Origin of the sequence: Pseudomonas sp. TH41 (assembly GCF_016650695.1) — a bacterium.
Taxonomy (GTDB): domain Bacteria; phylum Pseudomonadota; class Gammaproteobacteria; order Pseudomonadales; family Pseudomonadaceae; genus Aquipseudomonas.
This window is the reverse complement of record NZ_JAEKFH010000006.1, coordinates 439,542-464,750: the sequence shown is the minus strand read 5'-3', so window position 1 is coordinate 464,750 and position 25,209 is coordinate 439,542. Positions and strand designations below refer to the sequence as shown.

The 25,209-nt window shown below is 58.8% G+C and carries 19 protein-coding genes and 1 pseudogene; 5 read left to right on the top strand and 15 right to left on the bottom strand.

Annotated elements, in window-relative coordinates:
* Positions 1-57: 57 nt before the first annotated feature.
* Positions 58-1,065: a bile acid:sodium symporter family protein gene (locus tag JFU37_RS26030; RefSeq protein WP_201119901.1), complete on the top strand. Its 1,008-nt coding sequence runs from the start codon at positions 58-60 to the stop codon at positions 1,063-1,065.
* 76 nt (positions 1,066-1,141) lie between these two features.
* Here JFU37_RS26030 and JFU37_RS31375 read toward each other — a convergent pair whose 3' ends face one another.
* The 7 genes and pseudogenes from JFU37_RS31375 to JFU37_RS26000 form a co-directional block, all read right to left on the bottom strand.
* Entirely contained in the window at positions 1,142-2,005 is an 864-nt protein-coding gene (locus JFU37_RS31375; RefSeq protein ID WP_446739612.1) for a methyl-accepting chemotaxis protein, read from the bottom strand.
* Positions 1,997-2,752, bottom strand: a pseudogene (locus JFU37_RS31370) (MCP four helix bundle domain-containing protein); the annotation flags it as partial. The gene JFU37_RS31375 and the pseudogene JFU37_RS31370, both read right to left, overlap by 9 nt.
* Before the next feature lie 160 nt (positions 2,753-2,912).
* Positions 2,913-4,838: a putative bifunctional diguanylate cyclase/phosphodiesterase gene (locus tag JFU37_RS26020; protein WP_201119899.1), complete on the bottom strand. Its 1,926-nt coding sequence runs from the start codon at positions 4,836-4,838 to the stop codon at positions 2,913-2,915.
* A 279-nt stretch (positions 4,839-5,117) separates the two neighbouring features.
* Positions 5,118-6,155, bottom strand: a complete 1,038-nt coding sequence (locus JFU37_RS26015) for an aldo/keto reductase (protein WP_201119898.1) — start codon at positions 6,153-6,155, stop codon at positions 5,118-5,120.
* A 64-nt stretch (positions 6,156-6,219) separates the two neighbouring features.
* On the bottom strand, positions 6,220-7,104 hold the full coding sequence (locus JFU37_RS26010) for an NAD(P)-dependent oxidoreductase (protein WP_201119897.1): 885 nt from the start codon (positions 7,102-7,104) through the stop codon (positions 6,220-6,222).
* A 68-nt stretch (positions 7,105-7,172) separates the two neighbouring features.
* Positions 7,173-8,027, bottom strand: a complete 855-nt coding sequence (locus tag JFU37_RS26005; RefSeq protein WP_201119896.1) for an SDR family NAD(P)-dependent oxidoreductase — start codon at positions 8,025-8,027, stop codon at positions 7,173-7,175.
* A gap of 57 nt (positions 8,028-8,084) precedes the next feature.
* Complete coding sequence (locus JFU37_RS26000; RefSeq protein WP_201119895.1) at positions 8,085-9,323, bottom strand: MFS transporter; 1,239 nt, start codon at positions 9,321-9,323, stop codon at positions 8,085-8,087.
* A 148-nt stretch (positions 9,324-9,471) separates the two neighbouring features.
* Between JFU37_RS26000 and JFU37_RS25995 the strand changes: the two genes are divergently transcribed.
* Positions 9,472-10,374, top strand: a complete 903-nt coding sequence (locus tag JFU37_RS25995) for a LysR family transcriptional regulator (protein ID WP_201119894.1) — start codon at positions 9,472-9,474, stop codon at positions 10,372-10,374.
* Between the two features lie 55 nt (positions 10,375-10,429).
* On the opposite strand, the gene JFU37_RS25990 is transcribed toward JFU37_RS25995, so the two are convergent.
* The 3 genes from JFU37_RS25990 to JFU37_RS25980 form a co-directional block, all read right to left on the bottom strand.
* Complete coding sequence (locus JFU37_RS25990) at positions 10,430-12,601, bottom strand: malate synthase G (RefSeq protein WP_201119893.1); 2,172 nt, start codon at positions 12,599-12,601, stop codon at positions 10,430-10,432.
* 112 nt (positions 12,602-12,713) lie between these two features.
* Positions 12,714-13,952 (bottom strand): glycine hydroxymethyltransferase, encoded by a 1,239-nt coding sequence (locus JFU37_RS25985; protein WP_201119892.1) that lies wholly within the window; start codon positions 13,950-13,952, stop codon positions 12,714-12,716.
* An 11-nt stretch (positions 13,953-13,963) separates the two neighbouring features.
* Positions 13,964-14,689, bottom strand: coding sequence for a GntR family transcriptional regulator (locus JFU37_RS25980; RefSeq protein WP_201119891.1), 726 nt, complete (start codon positions 14,687-14,689; stop codon positions 13,964-13,966).
* 148 nt (positions 14,690-14,837) lie between these two features.
* Here JFU37_RS25980 and JFU37_RS25975 point away from each other — a divergent pair, with 148 nt between their 5' ends.
* From JFU37_RS25975 to JFU37_RS25965, 3 genes are all read left to right on the top strand, one after another.
* Positions 14,838-16,049, top strand: a complete 1,212-nt coding sequence (locus tag JFU37_RS25975; RefSeq protein ID WP_201119890.1) for a pyridoxal-phosphate-dependent aminotransferase family protein — start codon at positions 14,838-14,840, stop codon at positions 16,047-16,049.
* 104 nt (positions 16,050-16,153) lie between these two features.
* A complete protein-coding gene (locus JFU37_RS25970) occupies positions 16,154-17,452 on the top strand; it encodes an MFS transporter (protein WP_201119889.1) in 1,299 nt (432 codons plus the stop codon).
* 52 nt (positions 17,453-17,504) lie between these two features.
* Positions 17,505-18,269, top strand: coding sequence for a 2-keto-4-pentenoate hydratase (locus tag JFU37_RS25965; RefSeq protein WP_201119888.1), 765 nt, complete (start codon positions 17,505-17,507; stop codon positions 18,267-18,269).
* A 134-nt stretch (positions 18,270-18,403) separates the two neighbouring features.
* Here JFU37_RS25965 and JFU37_RS25960 read toward each other — a convergent pair whose 3' ends face one another.
* The 5 genes from JFU37_RS25960 to JFU37_RS25940 form a co-directional block, all read right to left on the bottom strand.
* A complete protein-coding gene (locus JFU37_RS25960; protein WP_201119887.1) occupies positions 18,404-20,080 on the bottom strand; it encodes an NAD-dependent malic enzyme in 1,677 nt (558 codons plus the stop codon).
* 88 nt (positions 20,081-20,168) lie between these two features.
* A complete protein-coding gene (locus tag JFU37_RS25955; protein WP_201120086.1) occupies positions 20,169-20,942 on the bottom strand; it encodes an ABC transporter ATP-binding protein in 774 nt (257 codons plus the stop codon).
* A gap of 151 nt (positions 20,943-21,093) precedes the next feature.
* Complete coding sequence (locus JFU37_RS25950; protein ID WP_201119886.1) at positions 21,094-22,674, bottom strand: aldehyde dehydrogenase (NADP(+)); 1,581 nt, start codon at positions 22,672-22,674, stop codon at positions 21,094-21,096.
* A gap of 10 nt (positions 22,675-22,684) precedes the next feature.
* Positions 22,685-23,677, bottom strand: a complete 993-nt coding sequence (araD1, locus tag JFU37_RS25945) for an AraD1 family protein (protein ID WP_201119885.1) — start codon at positions 23,675-23,677, stop codon at positions 22,685-22,687.
* Between the two features lie 150 nt (positions 23,678-23,827).
* On the bottom strand, positions 23,828-25,150 hold the full coding sequence (locus tag JFU37_RS25940; protein ID WP_201119884.1) for an MFS transporter: 1,323 nt from the start codon (positions 25,148-25,150) through the stop codon (positions 23,828-23,830).
* Positions 25,151-25,209: the final 59 nt, after the last annotated feature.

Below are 25,209 nucleotides of genomic sequence, written 5' to 3'. Positions count from 1 at the left end.
ATCCCATAGCCAGGGTTAGGGTAGCCGGAGCCTCAATGACAACTATTGGATAACCCCATGGCCCGCTCACGCTTGCTCCCGGACAACTTCACCCTGACGCTGATCGCCGTCGTCGCTACCGCCACCTTGTTACCCGCACAGGGGCAGGTGGCTGACGCCTTCGGTTGGATCACCAACATTGCCATTTCCCTGCTGTTTTTCCTGCATGGCGCCAAACTATCTCGCAGCGCTGTAATTGCAGGCGCCGGCCATTGGCGCCTGCACCTGCTTATATTCATCTGCACCTTTGGCCTGTTCCCGCTGCTCGGACTTGCCCTGAAACCGGTTCTGATGCCGATGGTCGGACCTGAACTCTATGCTGGCTTCCTATACGTCTGCGTCCTGCCCGCCACCGTGCAGTCGGCCATCGCCTTCGCATCCCTGGCCCGGGGCAACATCCCTGCGGCGATATGCAGTGCCGCCGCCTCCAGTCTTGTGGGCATTTTTATCACCCCAGTACTGGTCGCCCTGCTGATGGGCGTACACAGCGACGGGAGTTCAACGATCGAGGCCATACGCAAGATCAGCATCCAACTGCTTCTGCCCTTCATCGCTGGTCAGATTGCCCGTCGCTGGATCGGTGACTGGGTGAACCGTAACAAGGGTTGGCTGAAGAACGTCGACCAGGGAAGCATCCTTCTTGTAGTTTATACCGCGTTCAGCTCAGCCGTGATCGGTGGACTCTGGCAGCAGGTCCCGCCCCTGAAACTGCTGGGCGTAATGTTCGGCTGCAGCCTGCTACTGGCTCTGGCGCTGGTGATCGCCCATCTGCTGGGCAAATGGCTGGGCTTCAACCTGGAAGACCGTATCACCATCCTCTTTTGCGGCTCGAAGAAAAGCCTGGCCACCGGAGTTCCCATGGCACAGGTTCTATTCGCCGGCAGCAGCATCGGCGTGCTTATTCTTCCGCTGATGCTGTTTCATCAAATACAACTCATGGTCTGTGCCGTCTTGGCACAGCGCTATGCAAAGAGGCCAGAGTCACCTCACCTCACCTCTCCAAGTGAGGCGTCAGCCCGCTCTTAACGACAGTCTGAACACCCCATCGGCTTTGTCCAACCTTTGGGGTGCAGTCCAAACTGCGTGAAAACCGATCAGCGGCTCACAGGCGAAATCGCCCAACCATAGTGTTCAGATCAAGCGCCAACCGCGACAGTTCGTTGCTGGCCGCACTCGTCTGGTTGGCCCCGGTGGCCGACTGCACCGACAAATCGCGAATGTTCACCAGATTACGGTCCACCTCCCGGGCCACTAGCGCCTGCTCTTCGGCGGCGCTGGCAATCACCAGATTACGTTCGTTGATTTCGACCATGGCACTGTTGATAGTGTCCAGGGACATGCCGGCGCCGCGGGCGATGCTCAACGTCGACTCGGCGCGCTTGGTGCTGTTGCGCATCGAATCCACTGCGTGCTCGGTGCCGGTCTGGATACTGCCGATCATGCCTTCGATCTCGCTGGTCGACTGCTGAGTGCGATGCGCCAATGCACGAACCTCATCCGCCACCACCGCAAAACCACGACCGGCTTCACCGGCACGGGCGGCTTCAATGGCGGCGTTCAACGCCAATAGATTGGTCTGGTCAGCCAGGCCACGGATTACGTCCAACACCTTGCCGATGTCGCGAGATTCGATAGCCAGGTCGCCGATCAGGGTGGAGGTGCTTTGCACATCGGCGCTCAAGCGCTCGATGGCGATGACGGTTTCCTGTACCAGACCACGACCATCGCCAGTGGAGGTGGTGGCGTTCTTCGAGGCTTCGGAGGTGCTGACCGCGTTACGCGCGACCTCCTCTACAGCGCTGGTCATTTCGTTGACGGCGGTGGCGGCCTGTTCGATTTCGTTGTTTTGCTGGGTCAGGCCACGGGCGCTTACGTCGGTGACGCTGTTGAGCTCTTCAGCAGCGGACGCCAGCTGTGTGGCAGAACCGGAAATCCGCTGCAGGGTGTCGCGCAGCTTGTCCTGCATCTTGGACATCGCCAGCAGCAGACGGCCGGCTTCGTCTTTGCCATCAACCGTGATCGGCCACGTCAGGTTGCCTTCGGCGATGGCTTCGGCGGCGCTCAGGGCATTGGCAATCGGTTTGGTGATGCTATTGGTCAGCAGCCAGGCGAACAGTAGGGTCAGGCCAGTGGCGATGACCAACAGGGTGATCACCAGGTTAAAGGCCGAAGCGTACTGGTCGGCGGCTTGCAGATTGGTGTCGACGGTCTGCTGATTGTTGATGTCCAGCAAACGCTTGAGCACGGCGTTGATCGCATCGGCATTGGTCACCATATCGGTATTGAGCAGGGCACCTATCTCGTCCACCTGATTGCTATTGGACAGGGTCTTCAACTGGGATTCGATCTGGCGGTACTGCCCCAGCAACCGCACGTACTCATTGTAGGCCGCATGTTCCTCGGGGCCGGCGAGCATTTTTTCATAGATCGCCTGAATGGCAGAAATCTGTTGGTTGCGCGCGTCGTACTGCTTCATGGTCAGCTGCAGGGCATCCGGATCACGGTTCACCAACAGACGGTAGGACAGCACGCGCAGGCGCAGGGTGAGTTGGCTGAGCTCGGCGAGGCTGTTGATACTCGGCACGCTGTTCGAGGTGATGTTCTCGGCGGCGCCGCGAATCCTGCTCATTTGATTCAAGGCAAACACACCCAGGATCAGCATCAAGCCGCCAATCAGGGCAAAGCCGAGGAACGCCCGCGGGGCAATATTCATATTACGAAGGGACATACTGTGCACCTGAAAGAGCGCATCCGCGCCAGACTTAGAATGAGTTGAAAAATGACCTGTCGGACATTTCGTGAGAACCGCCGCTCGACCCGGAAGCAGTCATCGGGTGAGGGATCATTGGGTATCTGAAATGGCAAAAAGGTGATTAACACTTCTCGCAATTTCGCTCTTCATACCATCGCATGAAGGCTTCAGCGCTTATCGGTCGGCAGAGGTGAAAACCCTGGGCGATGTCGCAGTGGTATTTACTCAAGGCATTGAGTACGTCGACTGTTTCTACGCCTTCGGCGATGACCGACATGCCAAGGTTGTGTCCAAGGTCGACAACACTTCGTACGATCAGCTCGTTGGCCTTATTACTTTGCATGGCCAGTACAAACGATTTGTCGATCTTGAGTTCGCTGATGGGCAGATCCTTCAACTGAGCCAGGCTGGTATAGCCCGCACCGAAATCATCGATGGCGATACGGATGCCCATCGTATGGAGCCGCATCAGAATCGTACGAGCAGCATGACGATCGAGCATCATGGCTGACTCGGTCACTTCGAGCACGAGCATGTCCGGGGACAGTTGGTGGCATTCAAGCAGCTCGACAATCTGAAAGACCAACTTGTCGTCCAGCAGGTTTCGCGCAGAAATGTTGACGGCCACCGGGATGCTTATTCCGGCATCTGCCCAGACCCGCACCTGGGACAGCGCGAGGTTCAGCACATAGTAGGTCAACGAGCCGATAATCCCGGTGAGCTCGGCGCAGGGAATGAATTCGTCCGGACGCACAAGGCCGCGTACCGGGTGCTGCCAGCGCACCAGCGCCTCGACACCGGTGACTTTCCCTGTGCTCAGGCTCACTTTGGGTTGGTAGTCCAGGAACAACTCGCCACGATCCAGACCTCGACGCAAGTCTCCGAGAATGGTCAGGTGTTCTGGAGATCGACGATCCGATTCCGGGTCGTAGGTGAGTATGCCCATGCCCTGCTTCTTGGCTGCATACATGGCGATGTCGGCGCGTTGCATTAGCGTCGAAGTATCGTCACCGTGCAGGCCGGAAACGACCACCCCGAAACTGGCTTCGACATCGAGCTCGACGCCGTCGATCTCAAAAGTTGCAGTGATCGCGGTGTGTAGCCGCAGTGCGGCCTGTAAAGCGCCGTCCAGACCGTCCACGGAGGGAAGCAGGATGGCAAACTCGTCGCCTCCCAGTCGGGCGACAGTGTCGATTTTACGTGCCTCATTGAGCAGGCGCTGGCCAATCTGGTCGAGCAGCCGATCCCCGTAATAATGTCCAAGGGTGTCGTTGACCTCTTTGAATCGGTCAAGGTCGATCAGCAACAGACCCGTGGTTGAGCCGTGGCGCCGCGCCGAGTGCATTGCCTGCTCGAAACGGTCGGCCAACAGCGTCCGGTTGGCCAGCCCGGTGAGTTTGTCGTGCAGTGAAGCGTGCAGTGCGGCTTTGCGTTGGCTGTCGAGCTCGACGCGAGTGCGCTGCAGCACCGTGGCAAACAGGCCCGCGAGGATCAGTCCGGCGATAAAAACGATTGGGGTGGTACTGGCGTTGAAGGATTCCCGTGTGCGCAGTTTCTCCAGCGCCACAATCGACTCGTAGCGGTAATTATCCGAGGCTTGCAGGACGGTTTTTTCAATCTTTTCGAATCTCGGGCCAGCCTCTTCATTGTCGATCCAGCGCACCTGCGTGTCATCGCCGCGATCGACTGCGTCGAACAACTTATTGATGCTTTCCAGGTAGGGCGTCAGTTCCGTGCGAACACCCTCGACGAGGGTACGGTCCTCAGGCGATCCCAAGCGGTGAATATTCTCGAGCGCAGTGGTCAGTTGCGTTACGACATTGTTGAAGTCATGTCGTACTTTGGGGTTGGGATCCAGCCGATATTTATGCCCCAGAGACTTGGCGGCTGCCACTGCAGTCCCTGCCGAGGTGTAATGGTCGGACAGTCGGCTCCAGGCGATTGCCTCCTGCCCAAGGCGTCCGGTGGTTATTGAGGACCACACTGCAAAGCCGCTGATTGCAAGCAGTACGGCGATCAACCCATAGCTCGCCCATCGGGTAGGCAATGTTTTACACCAGTGAAATTGCCGGGGTGTCGCACTCACCTGCACAAAGACTGCAGGTTGCTTCGGACTAGCTGGTGGTAAATGGCTCATGGGCTACCAGAGAGAAAAATAGCTTTTATTAGTGCTGCGCACGACAGCCGCCAAAATTACAGAACGGTCGAACACGTTGAGGCGCGCGAATGGGTATAAAAAGCCCGCGATCAGGCTAAGGGACCCGCCAGGTCTGATCAGTTGAAAACCATCAAATCTGGCGGGCGGGTGCTGTTGGAATCGAGTTTTTCAACGGCCTGCCAAGGCCTGTTGACAAGCGTGGGCAACATCGCCCCCGAGGTCAGGCCGCGTCAGTGGCGGGGCCATGAAGGCGGGCGAGACCGGACTCTGGATACAGCGCGCGAGAATAGCGTCGATCTCGCGCTTGCTCGCCTCGTCGATTTGCCAGCCACTGATTTCGCTGATCGGGTCGAGTTGATCCGGGCGGCGCGCGCCCCACAGCGCGATTGTCGGACCCTGGTCGAGTACCCACCTCACGGCGAGCGCGAGCACGGATTTGCCGAAGCGCTGCCGCGCCAGGGCGGCGAGTTCATCCACGGCGGCGAGATAGTGCGAGAAACGATCGCCCTGGAATTTCGGATCGACCTTTCGCAGATCGTCGCCGTCGAAGGTGGTGGATGCGCTCATCCTGCCGGAGAGAAGCCCGCGGCAGAGCGCGCCATAGCTCAGGACCGTAAGACCTGTCTTGTTGGCATACGGGAGCACATCGACTTCCATCTCCCGCTCGAACAAATTGTACGGTGGCTGAACGGCGTCGACCCTGGCAACGGCGCGGAATGCTTCCAACTGCGCCGGCGAGAAATTGCTGACGCCGATCGCCCGAATCTTGCCCGCCAGGCGCAGCTTCTCGAGAGCCAATGCGGTTTCCTCGAACGGCGTCTCCAGATCCGGCCAATGGATCTGGTAGAGGTCAATGGTGTCGGTGCCAAGCCGCCGCAGTGAATCCTCTACTTCCTGGGTGAGACGCGCAGGCCGGGAATCGCGATAGACCTTGCCGTCTTTCCAGGCGAGGCCTGCCTTAGTCGCGATCTGCACCTTGTCCCGCAGCCCCCCGGCGAGCGCCTTGCCCACGATCTCCTCAGAATTGCCGAAGCCATAGACCGGCGCGGTGTCGATCAGCGTCACGCCGTGCTCCACAGCCGAGCGGATGGTGGCGATGGCTTGTCGTTCGTCGGTGCCCCCCCACTTCCATCCCCCAATAGCCCATGTGCCCAGGCCAATGCGCGACGTCTTCAGTCCGGACGAGCCGATTTCAATTTGTTCCACTGTGAAATCTCCAAGGTATGTTCAGGAATCCTGACGGTCGCCGCTCACTTTCAGTTGAGTTCGATCATCTCGAGCCTTCGCCGGCATCTTTCGTGGGGAGATGGCCGATCGCCGACCAATCCAGCGTTTCACCGCCATGCGCCATCAGGGTCAGGAATCGGTCGCGCAAGAGGCTGGCGAGCGGCATGGGGACGCACAGTTCCTCGGCGGCAGCGAGGGTCAACCGGATGTCCTTCTGTCCGAGTGGCGCGGCGAAGCCTGCCGGTTCGAACTGCTCCGCCGCGATCAACCCGCCATAGGTCTTGTAAACCGGGACATTGAACAGCGAGGACGTCAGTAGCTCGAGATATTGGTGCCGGTCGATACCCGCCTTCCCGACCAGCGCCATTGCTTCGCCGAGTGACTCGATCACCGAAGCGATCAGGAAATTGCCGCTGAGTTTCACCAGATTGGCGAGGCTTGGCGTGTCGGACATGATGACCGTCTGCTTGCCAATGGCATCGAACAACGGCGTGGCGTCACGGATCGCATCATCGGTACCGCCCGCAACGACGAAGAGCTGACCAGCGGCCGCAGCCTCCGGACGTCCGAAGACCGGCGCTGCGACATAGCGCTGCCCTTTTAATGCGTGGCTCTGCGAAAGTCGCCGCGACAGGGCGACGCTGATCGTGCTCGCGGAGATGTGGATCGTGCCTTCAGCAAGACTCGCGAGCACGCCTTCCTCGTCGAAGACCATGCTCTCGACGGCTTCGTCATTCGCGAGCATCGTCATGACCACCTCACCCTGGCAGGCCTCTGCCACGGTCGCGGCGGCCCTTGCTCCTAGTGCCACGACCTCGTCCGCCTTCGCGCGGCTGCGATTGAATACGGTCACGTCATGGCCGGCCTTCACGAGATTCGCAGCCATACCGGCGCCCATGCGCCCCAACCCTATGAAACCTACCTTCATGGTTCAGTCCTCTTCATTGATGCGAAACGGAGTGTTTGGGCAGCACCGACAAACATTTTCAGGCTGTTTCAGCCCTGTTGTTTGATGAACGCGTCGAATGCTGCAGCATGGTCCGGATGCCAGCGCGACAGTGCCGGGCGGTTCTCGACAACGTCACCAGCGGCCCAAAGAATGCGCAGTTCATCCAATGAACGAGGTACGTCGTTGTCTGGGCACAGGATGTAGAAATCTCCCGCGTCGAGACGCGCCATCATGAAGTCGATGGTCTGTTCGGGCGTCCAGGCGCCAGCGGGTTTTTCGCGCCGGCCATTGCGAGACAATTCTGTGAACACAAAGCCCGGGATCAACAGATGCGCGCTGATCTGTCCGCCCGCGGTGTTACGCAGCTCATGCTGCAACGCTTCGGTAAACGCCTTCAGTCCTGCTTTCGAAACGTTGTACACAGGATCACCTGGCGGGGTGGTAATACCCTGTTTGGAACCCGTATTGATCACGAGGCCCGGACGACCGCGCTTAATCATCTCGGGTACGAACACCTGCGAGCCATGAATCACACCCCACAAGTTGACACCCAGGACACGCTGCCAATTTTGCGCAGGACCGAAAATCCCGCTGCCGGGTTGAATGCCGGCGTTGTTCATCAATACATCCGTACCGCCGAAGCGCTCCCGAACGGCCGCTTGCAGGCGGAGCAGGTCTTCGACACGACTGACGTCCGTTTCAATAGCAAAAACGTCCTGAATGCCGTTCGCAGCCAATGCGCAGACTTCTTCGACAGCTTTTGCGAGACGCTGGGCCCCGAGATCGGCAATACAGATGCGCAGCCCTTGTTGAGCGAAGCGCTTGGCCGCAGCCAGGCCGATACCGGCGGCACCGCCGGTAATCACCGCGACAGCGCCTGGAATCAATGCAGGATGAGTCATTTGAAATCCTGGTTTAGAGCCGATTGCCGGCATTAGAAGAGAAGAACAATGGGTCCCTCACACGGCTACACGGTTGTCCGTATCGCTCGCCCACATCATGGAAACCGCAAATATACCCAGCCCTCCTAATGCCAGCAGTGCGCCCACCCAACCTGTCGAGGCCCAGCCAAAACCGGCGGAGATGGTCACCCCGCCCAGCCATGCACCCAACGCATTGGCCGCATTGAAGGCCGAGTGGTTCAAGGCTGCCGCCAGTGTCTGGGCTTCACCTGCCACATCCATCAGGCGCGTTTGCAAGCAAGGGCCCAGGGCAATCAAAGTGCCTACCAGGAACACATTCATCGGAGCCAGCCATGGGTTGCTGGCGGTGAATACAAAGAGCGTCAAAACCATAGTCGCCCAGACCAGCACTCCACCGATCGTGGGCAAGAGCGCCCGGTCGGCGAGTCTGGAGCCGATAAGGTTGCCGGCAACCATGCCTGCGCCGAACAGAGTCAGCACGATCGGCACAACTTCCTCGGGCAAATGTGTCAGCTCTATCATGGTCGGCTTGACATAGCTGAAGACCGAGAACATCCCCCCGAAACCGATTGCGCCGATAAGGAGCGTCAGCCAGACCTGACTGCGATTGAGCGCTGAAAGCTCACGCAGAGGGCTGGACGATCGATTTCCAGGAGCGTAACGCACAAAACGCCAGATCATTGCCGCAGCGAGCAACGCTATGAGGCCTACGATCAGGAAGGCGGTCCGCCAGCCAAACCACTGCCCCACCGCCGCTGTTGCCGGTACGCCGAACAACGTCGCCAACGTAAGGCCCATCAGCACCATGGCTACCGCTTGCGTTCGAAGCTCTCGCGCCACCAAACCAGCAGCGACCAACGCTGCCACGCCAAAATAGGTGCCGTGGGGAAAGCCCGTCAGCAGCCGGGCAACGAGCATCGACTGATAGGACGGTGCCAGTGCACTGGCAAAGTTGCCGAGCGCGAAGACCGCCATCAGCCCAATCAGGAAATTGCGACGAGCCCATTGCCCTCCCGCAACGGCCAGCAATGGCGCACCAATGACCACGCCCAGGGCATAGAAACTTATAAGGTGACCGGCCTCCGGAATGGAAATAGCGAGGTCTTTTGCCGCATCAGGCAACAAACCCATAATCACGAATTCGCCAGTGCCAATGGCAAATCCACCCACACCGAGGGCCAGGATAGCTAGACGTTGACTCGTGCAACTTTGCTGGGGCGACGCCACCTCATCGCCTGAAGATTCATCAAGCAATTTGCTATCAACGTGGGACATAAACACTCGCGTATTGGATAAAACAGAAGGCTGGATTCAACGATTTCGTGCAAGATGATCATAACGCAAGTATCGTTGAATAAAATTCAATGAGCCGATGAGGCGCCATTTCACACGTCTTTATGAACCCGTCACGAGAACTCGCCGAATGCCTGCCTTATCCAGAGCCGATCTAGCTGATTTGAATGTCTTCTCCGTCATCTGCCGACGCCGAAGTTTCCGTTTCGCAGCGGCGGAACTGGGGGTGTCAACATCAGCCCTCAGCCATGCCATGCGTAATCTGGAAAATCGATTGGGCGTCAAATTGCTCAATCGCACCAGTCGCTCCGTCGTGCCGACGGCTGCCGGCAGTGCGCTGGTAGAAGGTCTGGAACTAGGATTCGGGCAAATAGAAGCGGCCATGGGTGAACTGGAGCAATATCGCAATGCCCCCATGGGAAGGTTGCGACTCAATGTGCCCCGTGATGCCTCGCGCTTGTTGTTGGGGCCGATTGTGACCCGGTTTTGCCAGACCTATCCCGATATCAAGCTTGAAATCATTGTCGACGACAACATGGTCGACATCATCAAGACAGGCTTCGACGCCGGCATACGTTACGGTGCGACTGTTCCTCAGGACCTGGTCGCCGTGCCACTGACCAAACCGTTGAAATGGGTTGTCGTGGGCTCCCCGCTTTACTTGGAGCGACACGGACGCCCGGAAAAACCGGAGGATCTACTGCAGCACGAATGCATCAGAATCCGGATTGGCGATAACTCGATCTACAAGTGGGAACTCGGCGACGGTGATGACGTTTGTGAAATCGATGTACCCGGCCCAATCATCGTGAATGAAACGGATATCGCCCTGGACGCTGCCATAGATGGATTGGGCCTTGCCTACTGCCTGGAACTTCGCGTGGCACAGCAAGTGGCTGATGGGCGCCTGGAGGTGGTATTGCCGTCATGGGCCAGCACCAGTGAACCTATGGTTATGTATTACCCCAGTCGCCGGCAGGTCCATCCTGGATTAAGGCAACTGATCGAAACCATCAGAACGGCCCACCTGTAACACTCATTGAACGAGCCCCTTGCAGAAGGGGCCCATTGCCGTCTCTTTGCAGCGCTCACTCCTTTCGTGACTGCCTGAAGCGGTGCAGCAAGGGTTCGGTATATCCGTTGGGTTGAGCGGTCCCTTGAAATACCAGCGCACAAGCAGCAGTGAACGCGAGCGAATCGTCGTAGTTCTTCGACATAGGCTGATACGCAGCGTCACCAGCGTTTTGGGCATCTACGACCAACGCCATTCGCTTAAGTACCGCCATGACTTGCTCGCGGTTCACCACACCGTGCCTGAGCCAGTTGGCCATATGCTGGCTGGATATCCGCAAGGTCGCTCGGTCCTCCATCAGTCCGACGTCATGGATATCGGGCACCTTCGAGCACCCCACCCCATGATCGACCCAACGCACGACATAGCCTAAAAGGCCCTGTGCGTTGTTCTCCAACTCCTCGGTAATCGCTTGTTGATCCCAATCACCGACGCGGCCCACGGGCATATCCAGCAACTGGTCCTGCAGTTCAGCGATTTCACCCGCGGATGCATTCTGCGCTATCCGGTTCTGCACAGATGTGACGTCAACCTGGTGATAATGCATCGCGTGGAGTGTGGCCGCCGTGGGTGACGGGACCCACGCCGTGCTCGCACCGGCCAAGGGGTGCGCCACTTTCTGCTCCAGCATGGCGCTCATCAGATCCGGCATGGCCCACATGCCCTTACCAATCTGCGCCCTGCCCTGCAGTTGGCAATCGAGGCCAACCAGCACGTTGTTGAGCTCATAAGCCTTGAGCCATGAGCTGGATTTCATTTCACCCTTGCGCATCATCGGACCGGCCTCCATGGAGGTGTGCATCTCGTCACCCGTGCGATCAAGAAAGCCCGTATTGATGAACACTAACCGCTCGGTGGCCTGGGCAATACACGCCTTGAGATTAAGGGTGGTTCGCCGTTCTTCGTCCATGATGCCCATTTTCAAGGTATTCGCCGGCAGCCCGAGCATCTGCTCGACACGACTGAACAACTGACCGGTGAATGCCACTTCATCAGGGCCGTGCATTTTCGGTTTGACGATGTAGACGCTTCCGGTGCGGGAATTGCCTCGATGTTTGAGGTCATGCATCGCCGCGAGACTGGTGACTACTGCGTCCAGAATGCCTTCGGGCACCTCGCGTCCTTCGTTGTCCAGCAGCGCTGGAGTGGTCATCAGGTGGCCGACGTTTCGCACGAGCATCAGCGAGCGCCCCGGCAACGTCAGTGATGAGCCGTCCGCGCGAGACCATTGGCGATCCGGGTTGAGCCGTCGTATGACGGAGCGCCCGTTTTTTTCCAGAGTTTCGCTCAGGTCACCTTTCATCAACCCCAGCCAGTTGCGATACACCACGACCTTGTCAGCGGCATCGACCGCGGCCACCGAGTCTTCGCAATCCATGATGGTGGTCAGCGCTGCCTCCAATACGACGTCTTTGATCTGCGCGGCGTCGGTGCCTCCGATGGCACTGGCCCCATCAATCTGGATCTCGATGTGCAGGCCGTTGTTCAACAGCAAAATTGCACTTGGCGAGTCTGCGTCCCCCTGAAAACCCACCCACTGCTGTGGATGCTTCAGCCCGGTTGTCGTACCGCCCGCCAAAGCGATTCGCAGTTGGCCATTTTCGACGCTGTAGCGCGTGGAGTCGGCATGAGACCCCGACGCCAATGGCACGCTCCTATCGAGAAACGCGCGGGCATAGGCCACGACTTTCTGCCCGCGCGCCGCGTTGAACCCTGCGTTCTTACGCGCGCCCTCTTCATCGGCAATGGCATCTGTACCGTACAACGCATCGTACAAAGAGCCCCAACGGGCGTTCGCCGCATTGAGCGCGTAACGCGCATTCATTATTGGAACCACCAGTTGGGGACCGGCCTGGGTGGCAATTTCGCTGTCCACATTGGCGGTGGTCACGGTAACTGCTGTCCGCACAGGTTGCAGATAACCAATCGATTGCAAGAAGCTGCGGTAGGTGGACTTGTCCTGCACCGGCCCCAAATGGTTACGGTGCCAAGCGTCCAGTTGCGCCTGCAGGAGATCGCGCTTGTCCAACAGAGTACGGTTGCGAGGTGCGAGGTCGTGGACCAGTTGATCCAAGTCGTTCCAGAAAACGTTGCTGTCCAGACCAGTGTCAGGCAGCGCTTCGTCTTCGATAAAACGTAGCAATTGCGGGGCGATTGTCAGGGTGACTCTACGCGGGAAATCGGTCATAGCGTCCTCGCTTCCGTCACAGGAACGGAATACTCACTGTTGTGAAAGGCCGCTAGTGTCACCGATATTGCATTTTGAATTCAATATGCATTCCAACTGAAAGCCATTGATATTAGTGAAACCTCGCCAGCATCTCCCGGATTTGTTGTGAGGAGGCCGCAGTCTCCGTGGCTGGACAAGCTTGCAGACGTCCGCACGGCGACACCTGCAATACTTGAGCGAGCAGCCGGGCCACTTCAGACATGTGCGTCGCTTCCAGCCCTTGTCGGGTGATGAACTGAGTACCCAGCCGCAGTGCCTGATGGCCGGCAAGTGATGGGTCGACGCACGTACCAATGAGGATGCCGTGCGCCTGCAACGCGGTCATGACCATCCGCGGATCCACACTTTTTGCTAACGGTAACAACAGCTGATGGGTATGCACCTCGCCGCTGTTGGCCGCGAGGATAGGCATTCCGATGTTGTGCAGTGACCGGTGCAATGCGGCGCTGTTGGCGATGATTTTTGCCGCGTACTCGGCGCCATTGGCCTGGGCTTCGGTCAGAGTAACCAACAATGATGGAAGTCGCCCCGCGTCGTAATTGGCGAGCATCCGCGTGTCGAGCAGATCACGCAGCGGCTGCGCGTCTCGCGGGTCGCGCCCCAGTACCAGCCCTTGGGGCCGTCCGGGCAAGGTTTTATAAGTGGAACTGCTGATCAGATCGACGCCCGAGTCGAACGGGTTGGGGTACACGCCTCCAGCAATCAGACCCAGCACATGTGAGGCATCGAACAGGGTTTTGGCCCCCACGCTGCGGGCGGCTTGCACGACGGGAGCAATATCGTCGGCCTTGATCATGATGCTGCGTCCCAACATCACCAGCCTGGGCTTGGATTGCTCGATCAACTCGACGGCGCGTGCGGTATCAAGCCGGCAGGCGGAGCGATCGTACGGCAGATCCTCGACCACCAGGCCAGCCATTTGCGGGGTGCCGCCTCGGCGCTGACTCAGATGCCCGCCATGTTCAGCGGCCGGTGCCAGCACGCGATCGCCCGGTTGGCAGTAAGCATGGAAAATGGCCAGGTTGGCCAGCGTACAACTGGCCAGCCTGACTTCGGCCCATACCGCGTTGAAGAGCGTCATGGCGGCCTGACTGGCACGACGTTCAAGCTCGCTGACCAGCTCGGTTTCCGGCTGTTCCTTGCAGTCAGTCGGCCCCATCGCCGGGTACGCGCTGAGTGCCGGACTATAGGCCGCCATCGCTCGGGCGCTGGGGATATTGGCACCGGCATAGAGCATCAGGCGCTGCTGCTCTAACTGCGGCAGGCGATCGGCACAGGCTGCCAGCAAAACGTCGAGGTCAAGCGCCATGATCCGGCTCCCTAGCGGCGAATGGAGTCTGGATGTTCGGAGTCGTCGCGAACCATCAGCATGATGGCGTCGCGTTTCTCCAGAAGATGGTGACGAAGAATGCTGCTCAAGCGCTTGCTGTCTCGCGCTTGTAAGGCCTCGATCATTTCTTCGTGATCGTGCAACGCCCTTTCCCACTTCGGCGCCTGCTGGTTGGACAGAAAGCGCAGCGCCTGGATGCGACGGTTCAATGACAGGTACACCTGGCGCAACGCCGAGTTGCGTGCGGCCAGGTTGATCAGATCGTGGATGGCGCGGTTGCGCTGATAATAGCCCGGCAAGTCGTTCTGGTTCTTGCTGACCACCATGGCGTAGTGCAGCGCTTTGATCTCCTCGATTTCCTGAAGCGTGATGCGTTCACAGGCCAGTTCGCCAGCGAAGGCTTCAATCCCGCTCATCAGCTCGAAGGTCTCGCGAATTTCCAGCTCCGACATACGCGCGACACTCGCACCGCGGTTGGGGTTGATCTCGATCAGGCCTTCAACGGCCAGCACCTTCAACGCTTCACGTAAAGGTGTGCGGGAGATACCCAGAGTTTCGCAGAGCTCGCGTTCGTTGAGTTTCTTTCCGGGTGCTAGCACACCTTCGGTAATAAAGCTGCGCAGGTGTTCCACAACCATGTCGTGCAAACGCTGGCGTTCGACCTTGGGCATCAATCGAGGGCTGGCGAGCGCCCCCAACTCTTCAATATTTTGCATTCAAAATCCTCATCAGCATCGCTTAAAAACCATGCCTTATTCAAAAACGTCGCGGTTACTGCCGAATATTAGCGCAATTATAGGGTTTGACACAGCAACATGACGTGCTAACGTATTTTGAATTCAAAATACAAAAAGAGGAGTCACCATGTTAAAACTTGATTTCCACCCCGCCGGCCGCCACTTTCTGCAAATTCCTGGCCCGAGCCCGGTTCCGGATCGCATCCTGCGAGCCATGAGCTATCCCACCATTGATCACCGTGGCCCGGAATTCGGAGAGCTGGGGCTCAAAGTGCTGGATGGCATCAAAAAGATTTTCAAGACCCGGCATCCTGTCGTTATCTACCCCGCCTCGGGTACCGGAGCCTGGGAAGCGGCGCTGTGCAACACACTGAGCGCTGGCGACGAAGTATTGATGTTTGAAACCGGTCATTTCGCCACCCTCTGGCAGAAAATGGCACTGAGCCTGGGGCTCAAGCCGCAATTCATCGGCCGGCCCGGGATTGAGGGCTGGCGCGGCGGGGTCGATGCGCAAATGATCGAAGAGCATCTGCGCGCCGACAGCCGTCACCGCATCAAGGCAGTTTGCGTCGTGCATAACGAAACCAGCACCGGTGTGACCTCGGATATCGCTTCAGTGCGCAAGGCCATCGACGCCGCCGGCCACCCGGCACTGCTGTTAGTGGATACCATTTCCGGCCTCGCGTCAGCCGACTATCGTCATGATGAATGGGGTGTAGACGTCACCGTGTCCGGATCGCAAAAAGGTCTCATGCTCCCTCCAGGCATCAGCTTCAACGCCCTGTCCCCAAAAGCCCTGGAGGCCAGCAAAACAGCAGGCCTGCCGCGCAGTTTCTGGGCCTGGGACGAAATCGTTGAAATGAACAAGACCGGCTATTGGCCGTATACCCCAAACACCAACCTGCTGTATGGATTGTCCGAGGCCCTCGACATGATCCTCGGCGAAGGGCTGGACAATGTGTTTATCCGCCACAACCGCCTCGCCCATGCCTGCCGCACAGCCGTGAATGCCTGGGGCCTGAAAATCCAGTGCGCCGATCCGAGCGTGTACAGCCCCGTGTTGACCGGCGTGATGACACCCGATGGCATCGACGCCGATGTCGTACGCAAGACCATCTACGAGCGCTTCGACATGTCACTGGGAACGGGCCTGGGCAAGATGAAAGGCCGCATGTTCCGCATCGGCCACTTGGGTGACTGCAATGATCTGATGCTGATGGCCACACTGACCGGCTGCGAAATGGGTTTGCAAATGGCCGGGGTGAAACTCCAATCCAGTGGCGTACTGGCGGCCATGGATTATCTGGGAGGGCAATCCGTACCGCTGCGGCGCGAATGATGTGAAAGGAGCTGCGGCATCTGCCGCAGCTCCCCTGATCCGACTAACTATCCCGAGTCATCGCGTTTGTCAGCGTGAACAATAAGAAACTGGAGATAGAACACATGAAGTTTTTACGTCTGCGCCCCACCACAGTGGTGCTATTCATGCTGTGCGCCATGTATTTCATTACCTACCTGGACCGAGTCAATGTCAGTACGGCAGCGGTCGGTTTCGGTAAGGAATTCAATTTGACCAAGACGGAGATTGGCCTCGTCTTCTCTGCTTTTGCGTACCCCTACCTCGTATTTCAGATCATCGGCGGCTGGGTCAGCGACCGATTCGGCGCCAAACGAACGCTGGTGGCCTGCGGGCTGATTTGGGCCGGCGCTACTGTGTTAACAGGTCTCGCCGGTGGTTTCGTTTCTATGATTATCGCGCGGCTGCTCCTGGGCCTCGGCGAAGGTGCCACCTTTCCTGCTGCAACAGCGGCAATGTCGCGCTGGGTTCCCAAGGAGAAACGCGGATTTGCGCAAGGCATCACCCATGCCTTCGCGCGTCTTGGCAATGCCCTAGCCCCTGCAGCCATGATCGCGATCATGGCGACTTATGGGTGGCGGGAATCTTTCTATGTCTGCGCGGGCATCAGCTTGGTATGGGTGGTGCTCTGGGCGTTGGTCTTCACGGAACTGCCGAAGGACCATCCGCGCATCTCGCAAAAAGAACTGGATGTCTTGCCGCTACCCAAGGTGAAGAGTAAGCAGCCTCTGGCCTGGGGACGACTTTTCAAGCGCATGGCGCCCGTGACCATTGTCTATTTCTGCTACGGATGGACGCTGTGGTTGCTGCTGAGCTGGGTGCCGATGTACTTCATGAACATGGGCCTTGATCTGAAAAACACCGCAATCTTCGCCTCCACGGTGTTCTTCGGCGGTGTCGTTGGCGATACCTTGGGCGGCATCGTCAGTGACCGTATCTACGCTCGCACCAAAGATCTGAACAAGGCGCGCAGCCTGATGGTCGCAGTCTGCCTCGGGCTGACGCTGCTATCCCTGGTACCGCTGATGTTCACCAAGGATATGCACGTTTCCCTGGCGTGCCTCGCCATCGGCTTCTTCTTCTCCGAGATGACAATCGGCCCGATGTGGGCCATCCCGATGGACATCGCGCCTGATCATTGCGGTACCGCCAGCGGCATGATGAACACGGGGTCGGCCATGGCGGCTATCGTCAGTCCCGTGGCGGCCGGATTCTTGATCGACAAATTCGGCAACTGGCAGCTGCCGTTCCTGGTCAGCATCGTCCTGCTTGCGATTGGCGTGATTCTTTCCTTCCGCATGAAGCCGCAGAACAAGTTTGAGTATTTGAAAGCGCCCCTGCCGCCGACAACTGATGCGCAAGCCACACCCGTCATCAGTAAATAACTTGCAGCTAACTCCCGCCTGCGGGTGGGGTCTTGAAAAATGGAGCGACACATTGAACACAGCATCCAACCCTTCGCACCTGGCACAACTGATCGTCGAAGCGCAACGTGAGCGCAGGTCGTTGGGCGAACTCGACAACGACTTGTACCCTGCCGATATGGCAGCCGCCTACCTCACTCAACAGGAAATTTTACGCCTGCGCGGAGTCGAAGCCGGCGGCTGGAAGATTGGCTCAAAATCCCATACCGGACCGATCCAGGGTTCACCGCTGCCGCGGGACTGCCTGTTTCCATCTGCCAGCCAGTTCGATCGTGTCGCTTACGCACCGGTTGGTCTGGAACTGGAGATCGCCTTTCGATTCAACCGTGCATTCAGCCCTCGTGATCAGGAGTACAGCGAAGATGAGGTCATGGCCGGCGTTGGTGGAATGGCCGCAACCATCGAAATCGTTTCCAGTCGCTTTGCGGCCTGGCCGCGGATCGAACCCCTGACCCAATTGGCAGACCTGCTTAACCATGGCGCCCTGGTGGTGGGCGAATTCGTCCCTTACGAAGCTGATTTCGATTTCGTTCATCCTGAGCTCGAACTGACGTTGGGCGGCAACAGCATCGTGCCAGCGGCGGTCGCCAACCCGGCGGGCGATCCGCGACGTCTGCTGCCGTGGCTGGTCAACCATCACACCCGCCAGGGATTGACCCTGCCCCAGGATTTTGTCATCACGACGGGTTCCTACACCGGTATGTTCTTCGCCGAAGGCCCTGGGCAGGTGGACGGGCAGATTGGAGGTTTGCCTCCAGTATCACTGGCGTTGGTCTAGCGGCGCCCCGGTCGGCTGCAGACCTCCTTGAGGAAAGCACAGACCGTCGGCTTTTCCATCCGCAATTCAAAGACATGAGTTTTCCTAGAGATAAAAAATCCCGCCAGATTGGCGGGATTTTTTTGACTCAACGTTTATTCGGGGCGTCGCACGTATTGTCGATAAACCGGCTGCCAGAAATGCTGCTCAATGGCTGCCTGCAATACCTCCTCGGACATGGGCGGGGCAACGCTGTCGCGCTGGGCTGCCATGCCAACGGCGAAGGCGATGCGCTTGCTCACGGCCTGAACATCGCGCAACGCAGGCAACATCTGCCCCGCACCCGCGCTCTCGGCCAGCGCCTGGGCAGAAGCCATCAGCATACCGTCAGTGATGCGCGTCGCCTTGCTGGCGATCGCCCCCAAGCCAATGCCAGGGAAGATGTAGGAGTTATTGCACTGGGCAATGGGAAAAGTTTTGCCCAACAGCTCGATCGGCAAAAACGGACTGCCCGTGGCCACCAAAGCCTGCCCCTCGGTCCATTGCAGGATGTCCTTGGGATGCGCTTCGATCTGCGAGGTCGGGTTGGACAACGGCATGATGATCGGTTGCGGGCAATGGGCATGCATCGTCTCGATGATCTGCTGAGTGAACAGACCGGCCTTACCGGATACGCCGATCAACACAGTGGGTTTGGCGTTATTCACCACCTCCTGCAGCGACGGCCAGTCACCGCTGAAATCCCAGTGCGCCAGCGACTCACCGGGATGAGCCAGGCGCTGCTGGAAATCGTAGAGGTCAGGCTGGCGATCGGTCAGCAAACCTTTACTGTTAAGCAGGTACACCCTGCTGCGTGCCTGGGGCTCGCTCAGTCCTTCCAACTGCATGGCGGCAATGATCTGCTCGGCGATGCCGCACCCAGCGGAACCTGCGCCGACAAAGGCGACCGTCTGTTCGGATAGGCGCTGGTCCTTGACCTTGCAGGCCGCCAGCAACGTGCCGACGGTCACGGCGGCGGTGCCCTGAATGTCGTCGTTGAAGCAGCACAGCTGATCGCGATAGCGCGCCAGCAATGGCATGGCATTGGTCAGGGCAAAGTCTTCGAACTGCAGAATCGCGTCGGGCCAACGGCGCTGTATGCCCTCCACAAAAGCCTGCAGGAACTGATCATATTCAGCCCCACGGATGCGCTCTTCCCGTAGGCCGAAGTACAAGGGGTCCGCCAGCAGCTTCGGATTGTTAGTCCCCACGTCGAGCACCACCGGTAGCGTGTAAGCCGGACTGATGCCACCGCAAGCGGTATACAGTGACAGCTTGCCGATGGGAATGCCCATGCCGCCGACACCTTGGTCGCCAAGCCCCAGGATGCGCTCGCAATCACTGACGACAATGACCTTTACATGGTCCTTGGTGACATTGTTGAGGATTTCGTCGATGCGCTCGCGGTCGGCAATGCTGATGAACAACCCACGATGGCTGCGGTAGATACGGGAGAATTCCTGACAGGCCTTACCAACGGTGGGCGTGTAGATAATCGGCAACATTTCATCGAGATGGTCATCGACCACCCGATAGAAAAGGGTTTCATTGGAGTCCTGTATCGAGCGCAACAGGACGTGTTTGTCCAGATCCGTCGTGCAAGCCTGGAACTGCAGATAAGCGCGCTCGGCCTGCTGATCGATCGTTTCGACCTGCTGCGGAAGCAACCCTTGTAAATGCAAGGCTTCACGCTCTTGCAGATCAAACGCCGTACCTTTGTTAAGAAGCGGGGTTCCCAACAAAGTAGGGCCTTGGAAAGGGACTTGTAGCGTGCGATTGATGGGGTTATTCATTTCGCTCTCCTGCACTTATTGGATTTTGTATTCAATATACACATTTGATGTCGAATTCCAAGAAGCAGCCGTTGAAACGAGGCCCACCTCAACTGTGCCAGCAGCCATACCAACCATACTGCTCGGACACTTCCAGGTCGGTCTGGTACAGATCCGAAAGGTTATCGCTGGTCAGAATCTCGCTCTTGGGACCATCGGCTACCACTTGCCCTTCGCTCATCAACACCACTCGATCAATCTCGGGAATTATTTCGTTAATGTGGTGAGTGGTAATAATCATCGCCCGACCTTCGCCACAAAAGCTGCGCATCAGCTTCAGCAAGCCCAGACTCGCCCCCATATCGAGGCCACTGGTGGGCTCATCGAGGATCAATGCCTGCGGATCGTGAACCAGCGCGCGCGCCAGTAACAGGCGGCGTTTTTGCCCCGTGGACAGGCGCTGAAACATGTGTTGTTCATCGACAGACATGCCCAGTTTTGCCATGAGATCTCGTGCCAGTGCGACCTGATCATCAGAGGGTTTTATATGATCATGTGCACCTATAGCGCCAAAAAAACCTGAGATGACGACATTCAGCGCCGAGGTATAAGGGGTGTAATCTTCCTGTAGGTCCTGCGAGACAAAGCCGATCTTGCTGCGCAGGTTCCAAAGGTTGACCCTTTCATCGCCAAACAGCTTGAGATAGCTGTCTGGCGTGTCGACGGGGTGGATCTCCCGGGTCATCAGTTTCAACAGTGTGCTTTTGCCTGCCCCATTAGGGCCGAGGATGGCGACGCGTTCGTTGTAACCGATTTTCAGTGAGATCCGATCAAACACTTGGGTCTGTTGTTGATAGGCGGTGACTTGGTTCAACTCGATCATCGTTTTGCCTTTATGAGCGGTTGGTCTCTTGCTGCGGGCAACGACCTGTATGTGTTGGTTGGAGGCAGGCAGAGCAAGGGGGAACGAGGGGAGCAAGTTCCCCCTTTAGTTGTTACGAGACGCCAATGACGCAAAGCATGGGAATGATCAGTTACAGGACTTCGCGGGACGGCTGGCCATCCACCAGGCGCTGAATACTCAGCGGATTGCCATTTTTCAACGCATCCGGCAACAGGCTGTCAGGGAAATTCTGGAAGCACACCGGGCGCAGGAAGCGGTCGATGGCCAGGGTGCCCACCGAGGTGCCGCGCGCATCCGACGTCGCTGGATACGGCCCGCCGTGGACCATCGAATCGCAGACTTCCACACCGGTCGGATATCCATTGAGCAGGATCCGCCCGACCTTCTGCTCCAGCAACACGGTCAGCTCGCCGAACTGTGCGAAGTCCGCCGGCTCGCCAATGATCGTCGCCGTCAACTGCCCGTGCAGGCCGTTCAATGCCGCACTGAGTTGCGCCTGATCCGCCACCTCGACGACCACCGTGGTCGGGCCAAACACTTCCTCTTGCAGCACTTCATCGCCATCGATCAGCAGGCTGACATCGGCCTTGAACAGTTGCGGCTGGGCTTGATTCCCCGCCTGCGGGTTACCCGCCAAATGCTCGATGCCAGGATGCGCGAGGAGCTTCTGCAAGCCGTTGCCATAACTGCCCAGAGTCCCGGCATTGAGCATGGTTTGCGCCGGTTGATCCCCCATCAGCCCGGCCACCTGCTGCACGAATGCACTGAACTGCGGCGAACGAAGGCCGATCACCAGACCCGGATTGGTGCAGAACTGACCGCAGCCCTGAACCACCGACGCCGTCAGGTCACGGGCGACGCTTTCAGCGCGGGTTTGCAGCGCCTGCGGCAACACGATCACCGGGTTGATGCTCGACATCTCGGCGAACACCGGGATTGGCTGTGGACGTGTTGCTGCCATGTCGCACAACGCGCGGCCCCCCTTGAGCGATCCGGTAAAGCCGACCGCCTGAATCGCCGGGTGCTTGACCAGCGCGCCACCCACTCCGCCGCCGTAGATCATGTTGAACACACCGGCCGGCATGCCGGTTTTTTCGGCGGCACGGAGGATTGCATCCGCGACCAGTTCGGCGGTGGCCATGTGGCCGCTGTGGGCCTTGAACACCACCGGGCACCCGGCAGCCAGCGCCGAAGCGGTGTCGCCGCCAGCGGTGGAAAATGCCAGGGGAAAGTTACTCGCGCCAAATACGGCGACCGGCCCGAGACCGATGCGGTACTGGCGCAGATCCGGACGCGGCAGCGGTTTGCGCTCGGGCAAGGCCTGATCGATGCGCGCCCCATAGAAGTCACCGCGACGCAGCACCTTGGCGAACAAACGCATCTGGCCGCTGGTGCGGCCGCGCTCGCCTTGAATCCGTGCGGCGGGTAACGCAGTTTCGCGGCAGACCAGCGCGACAAAGTCATCGCCCAGAGCGTCCAGTTCATCGGCGATGGCGTCGAGGAATTCGGCACGTTTGGCGGCACTCAGGCTGCGGTAGACCGGATAGGCGCCAGCGGCCGCCAGGGCGGCACGGTCGACCTCTTCAAAAGTGGCCTGGTGAAAACTGTAAGGCAGGTGTTCGCCCGTGCTGGCATCAACGCTTTTGACGATGATGGTGCCGGCAGCGGCGCGCTGACCGCCGATGTAGTTGTGCCCAAGAATCTGCGTCATGGGTGTCTCCTTAAAGGGTGCCGACGGTGCCGGGCTCGAAGGCCGCTTCGACGGTTGCAATGCCGTTGATCAACGGCGCGCCAAATTCGGCCTGGCTGATTTCGAACACGTCACCCGGTTGTGTGCGTATGCCGTCCGCGAAGGACAGGGTCGCGGTGCCGAAGAAATGAATGTGCACGTCACCCGGACGCAGGAACTGGCTGTACTTGAAATGGTGATACTCGAGGTTCGCGAGACTGTGGCACATGTTCGCTTCGCCACTCAGAAACTCGTTCTGCCACAGCACTTCACCATCGCGCAGAATGCGACTGCTGCCGGCCAGGTGTTGCGGCAATTCGCCGACCCGAAGTTCCGGGCCATAGCTGCAACTGCGCAACTTCGAATGCGCCAGGTACAGGTAATTCTTGCGTTCCATCACGTGGTCGGAAAACTCGTTGCCCACCGCGAAACCGAGGCGATACGGTTTACCGTCCTGACCGATGACATAGAGACCGCTGATCTCGGGCTCTTCACCGGCATCTTCGGCGAACGGCGGCAGCGGGAACGGTTGGCCCGGGCGCACGACGATGCTGCCGTCGCCCTTGTAGAACCACTCCGGTTGCGCGCCAGCCTGCCCCGCTGCCGGTTGCCCACCCTCCACGCCCCACTTGAAGATGCGCATGGAGTCAGTCATCGCGGCTTCGTCGCCGGCCTGCTGGTGCATTTTGTCCCGAGCCGAGGCGCTGCCCAGATGGGTCAGTCCGGTGCCGCTGACCAACATGTGCGCCGGGTCCGGGTGATCCAGCGGCGGCAGAATTCGCAGCTTGGCCAGCAGCTCGGCATAGTCGTGACTGATGCCCAGGCCCAGGGTTTGCACCTGTTGCTCAAGGTTGACGCCCGCCTCGATCGCCGCCAGTGCAAGGTCACGCACGGTGCGCGCGTCCTGGACTTCTCGCACCAGACCGTCTTCGACCACGCCGACGCGGCGCTCGCCGTTACTCAATTCAAACTGCACTAAACGCATGATTTTCTCCTGTAACAAATCTCAAATCCAATGCGGGCCCCCTGTGGGAGCGAGCTTGCTCGCGATAGCGGCCTAACATTCAACATTGATGCGGGCAGACACTCCGCCATCGCGAGCAAGCTCGCTCCCTAAAGGGATTGGTGTGATGGCTCAAGTACGGGTCGCGCCACGCGCACTGGCGGCAAATTGATCCGCCGGCAACACATGCTTGCGCTCCAACAGGCGATAGACCACGCCGGTCAGCACCAGCCCGAACAGCATCACGCCAGACAAGAAGTACAGCCCTGAGCCCAGGCTGCCGGTGTACTCCTTGAGCGCGCCGATCACGAACGGGCCGATGTAGCCACCGAGGTTGCCCACCGAGTTGATCAAGGCGATCCCGGCCGCCGCGCTGGCACCGGCAAAGAACCGACCCGGCAACGTCCAGAACACCGCGGTGCAGGAAAACAACGAGAACGCCACCAGGCACAGCGCCGCCAATTGCAGCACTGGCACGCTCAGCCAGGCACTGAGGAACAGGCCGATGGCGCCCAATACGTAAAGAACAGCCAAGTGACCGTAGCGGTCATTCAAGCGATCGGAGCTGCGCGGAATGATCAGCAAACCAATGATGCCGAAGATGTACGGCACCGCCGACACGAACCCGGTCACCAGATCGGTGCCACCGAATTGCTTGATCAGGGTCGGCAACCACAGGCCCAGGCCATAAATGCTCAGGGTCACCGGCAAATAGAACAGCGCCAGCAGCAACACGCGCCTGTCCTTCAGGGCATGCAGCGGATTGCCGTGGCGAGTCTGGCCGTACGCCTCCAGATCCTTTTTCAGCTCACCGGTCAGCCAGTCTTTCTCGGCCTGGTCCATCCATTTCACTTGTTGCGGACCATCAGGCAGCCAACGCAGCACCGGCCAGGTCAGCAGGATCGCCGGGGTGCCGATGACAATGAACAGCCACTGCCAACCGTGCAGACCTAGGGTGCCGTCCATGCCGAGCAAACCGCCGGACACCGGGCCGGTGATCATCATCGCGATGGGTTGGGAAAGGATGAACAGCCCGAGGATCTTCCCGCGATTGCGAATCGGAAACCATTGGGTGATGTAGTACAGAACGCCCGGAAAGAACCCGGCTTCCGCCGCACCGAGCAGAAAGCGCATCACATAGAAGCTGTGCGGCCCCTGGACGAAGGCCATGCCGATGGTGATGGCGCCCCAGGTGATCATGATCCGCGCAAACCAGCGTCGCGCGCCAAAGCGATCGAGCATCAGGTTGCTGGGGATTTCCAACAGGAAGTAGCCAATGAAAAACAGCCCTGCACCCAAACCGTAGGCCGCATCGCCGATGCCGATATCGGCGCCCATGTGCAGCTTGGCGAAGCCGACGGCGGAGCGATCCACATAGGCGATCAGGTACAGCAGGATCAGGAAAGGAATCAGTTTCAGCGTGATGCGACGAATAAGCCGCAATTCCTGGCTCATGAGATCGGTCTCCGATTGTTTTTATAGAACCTCGGGGGACGCCTCTCGCACAAACCGCC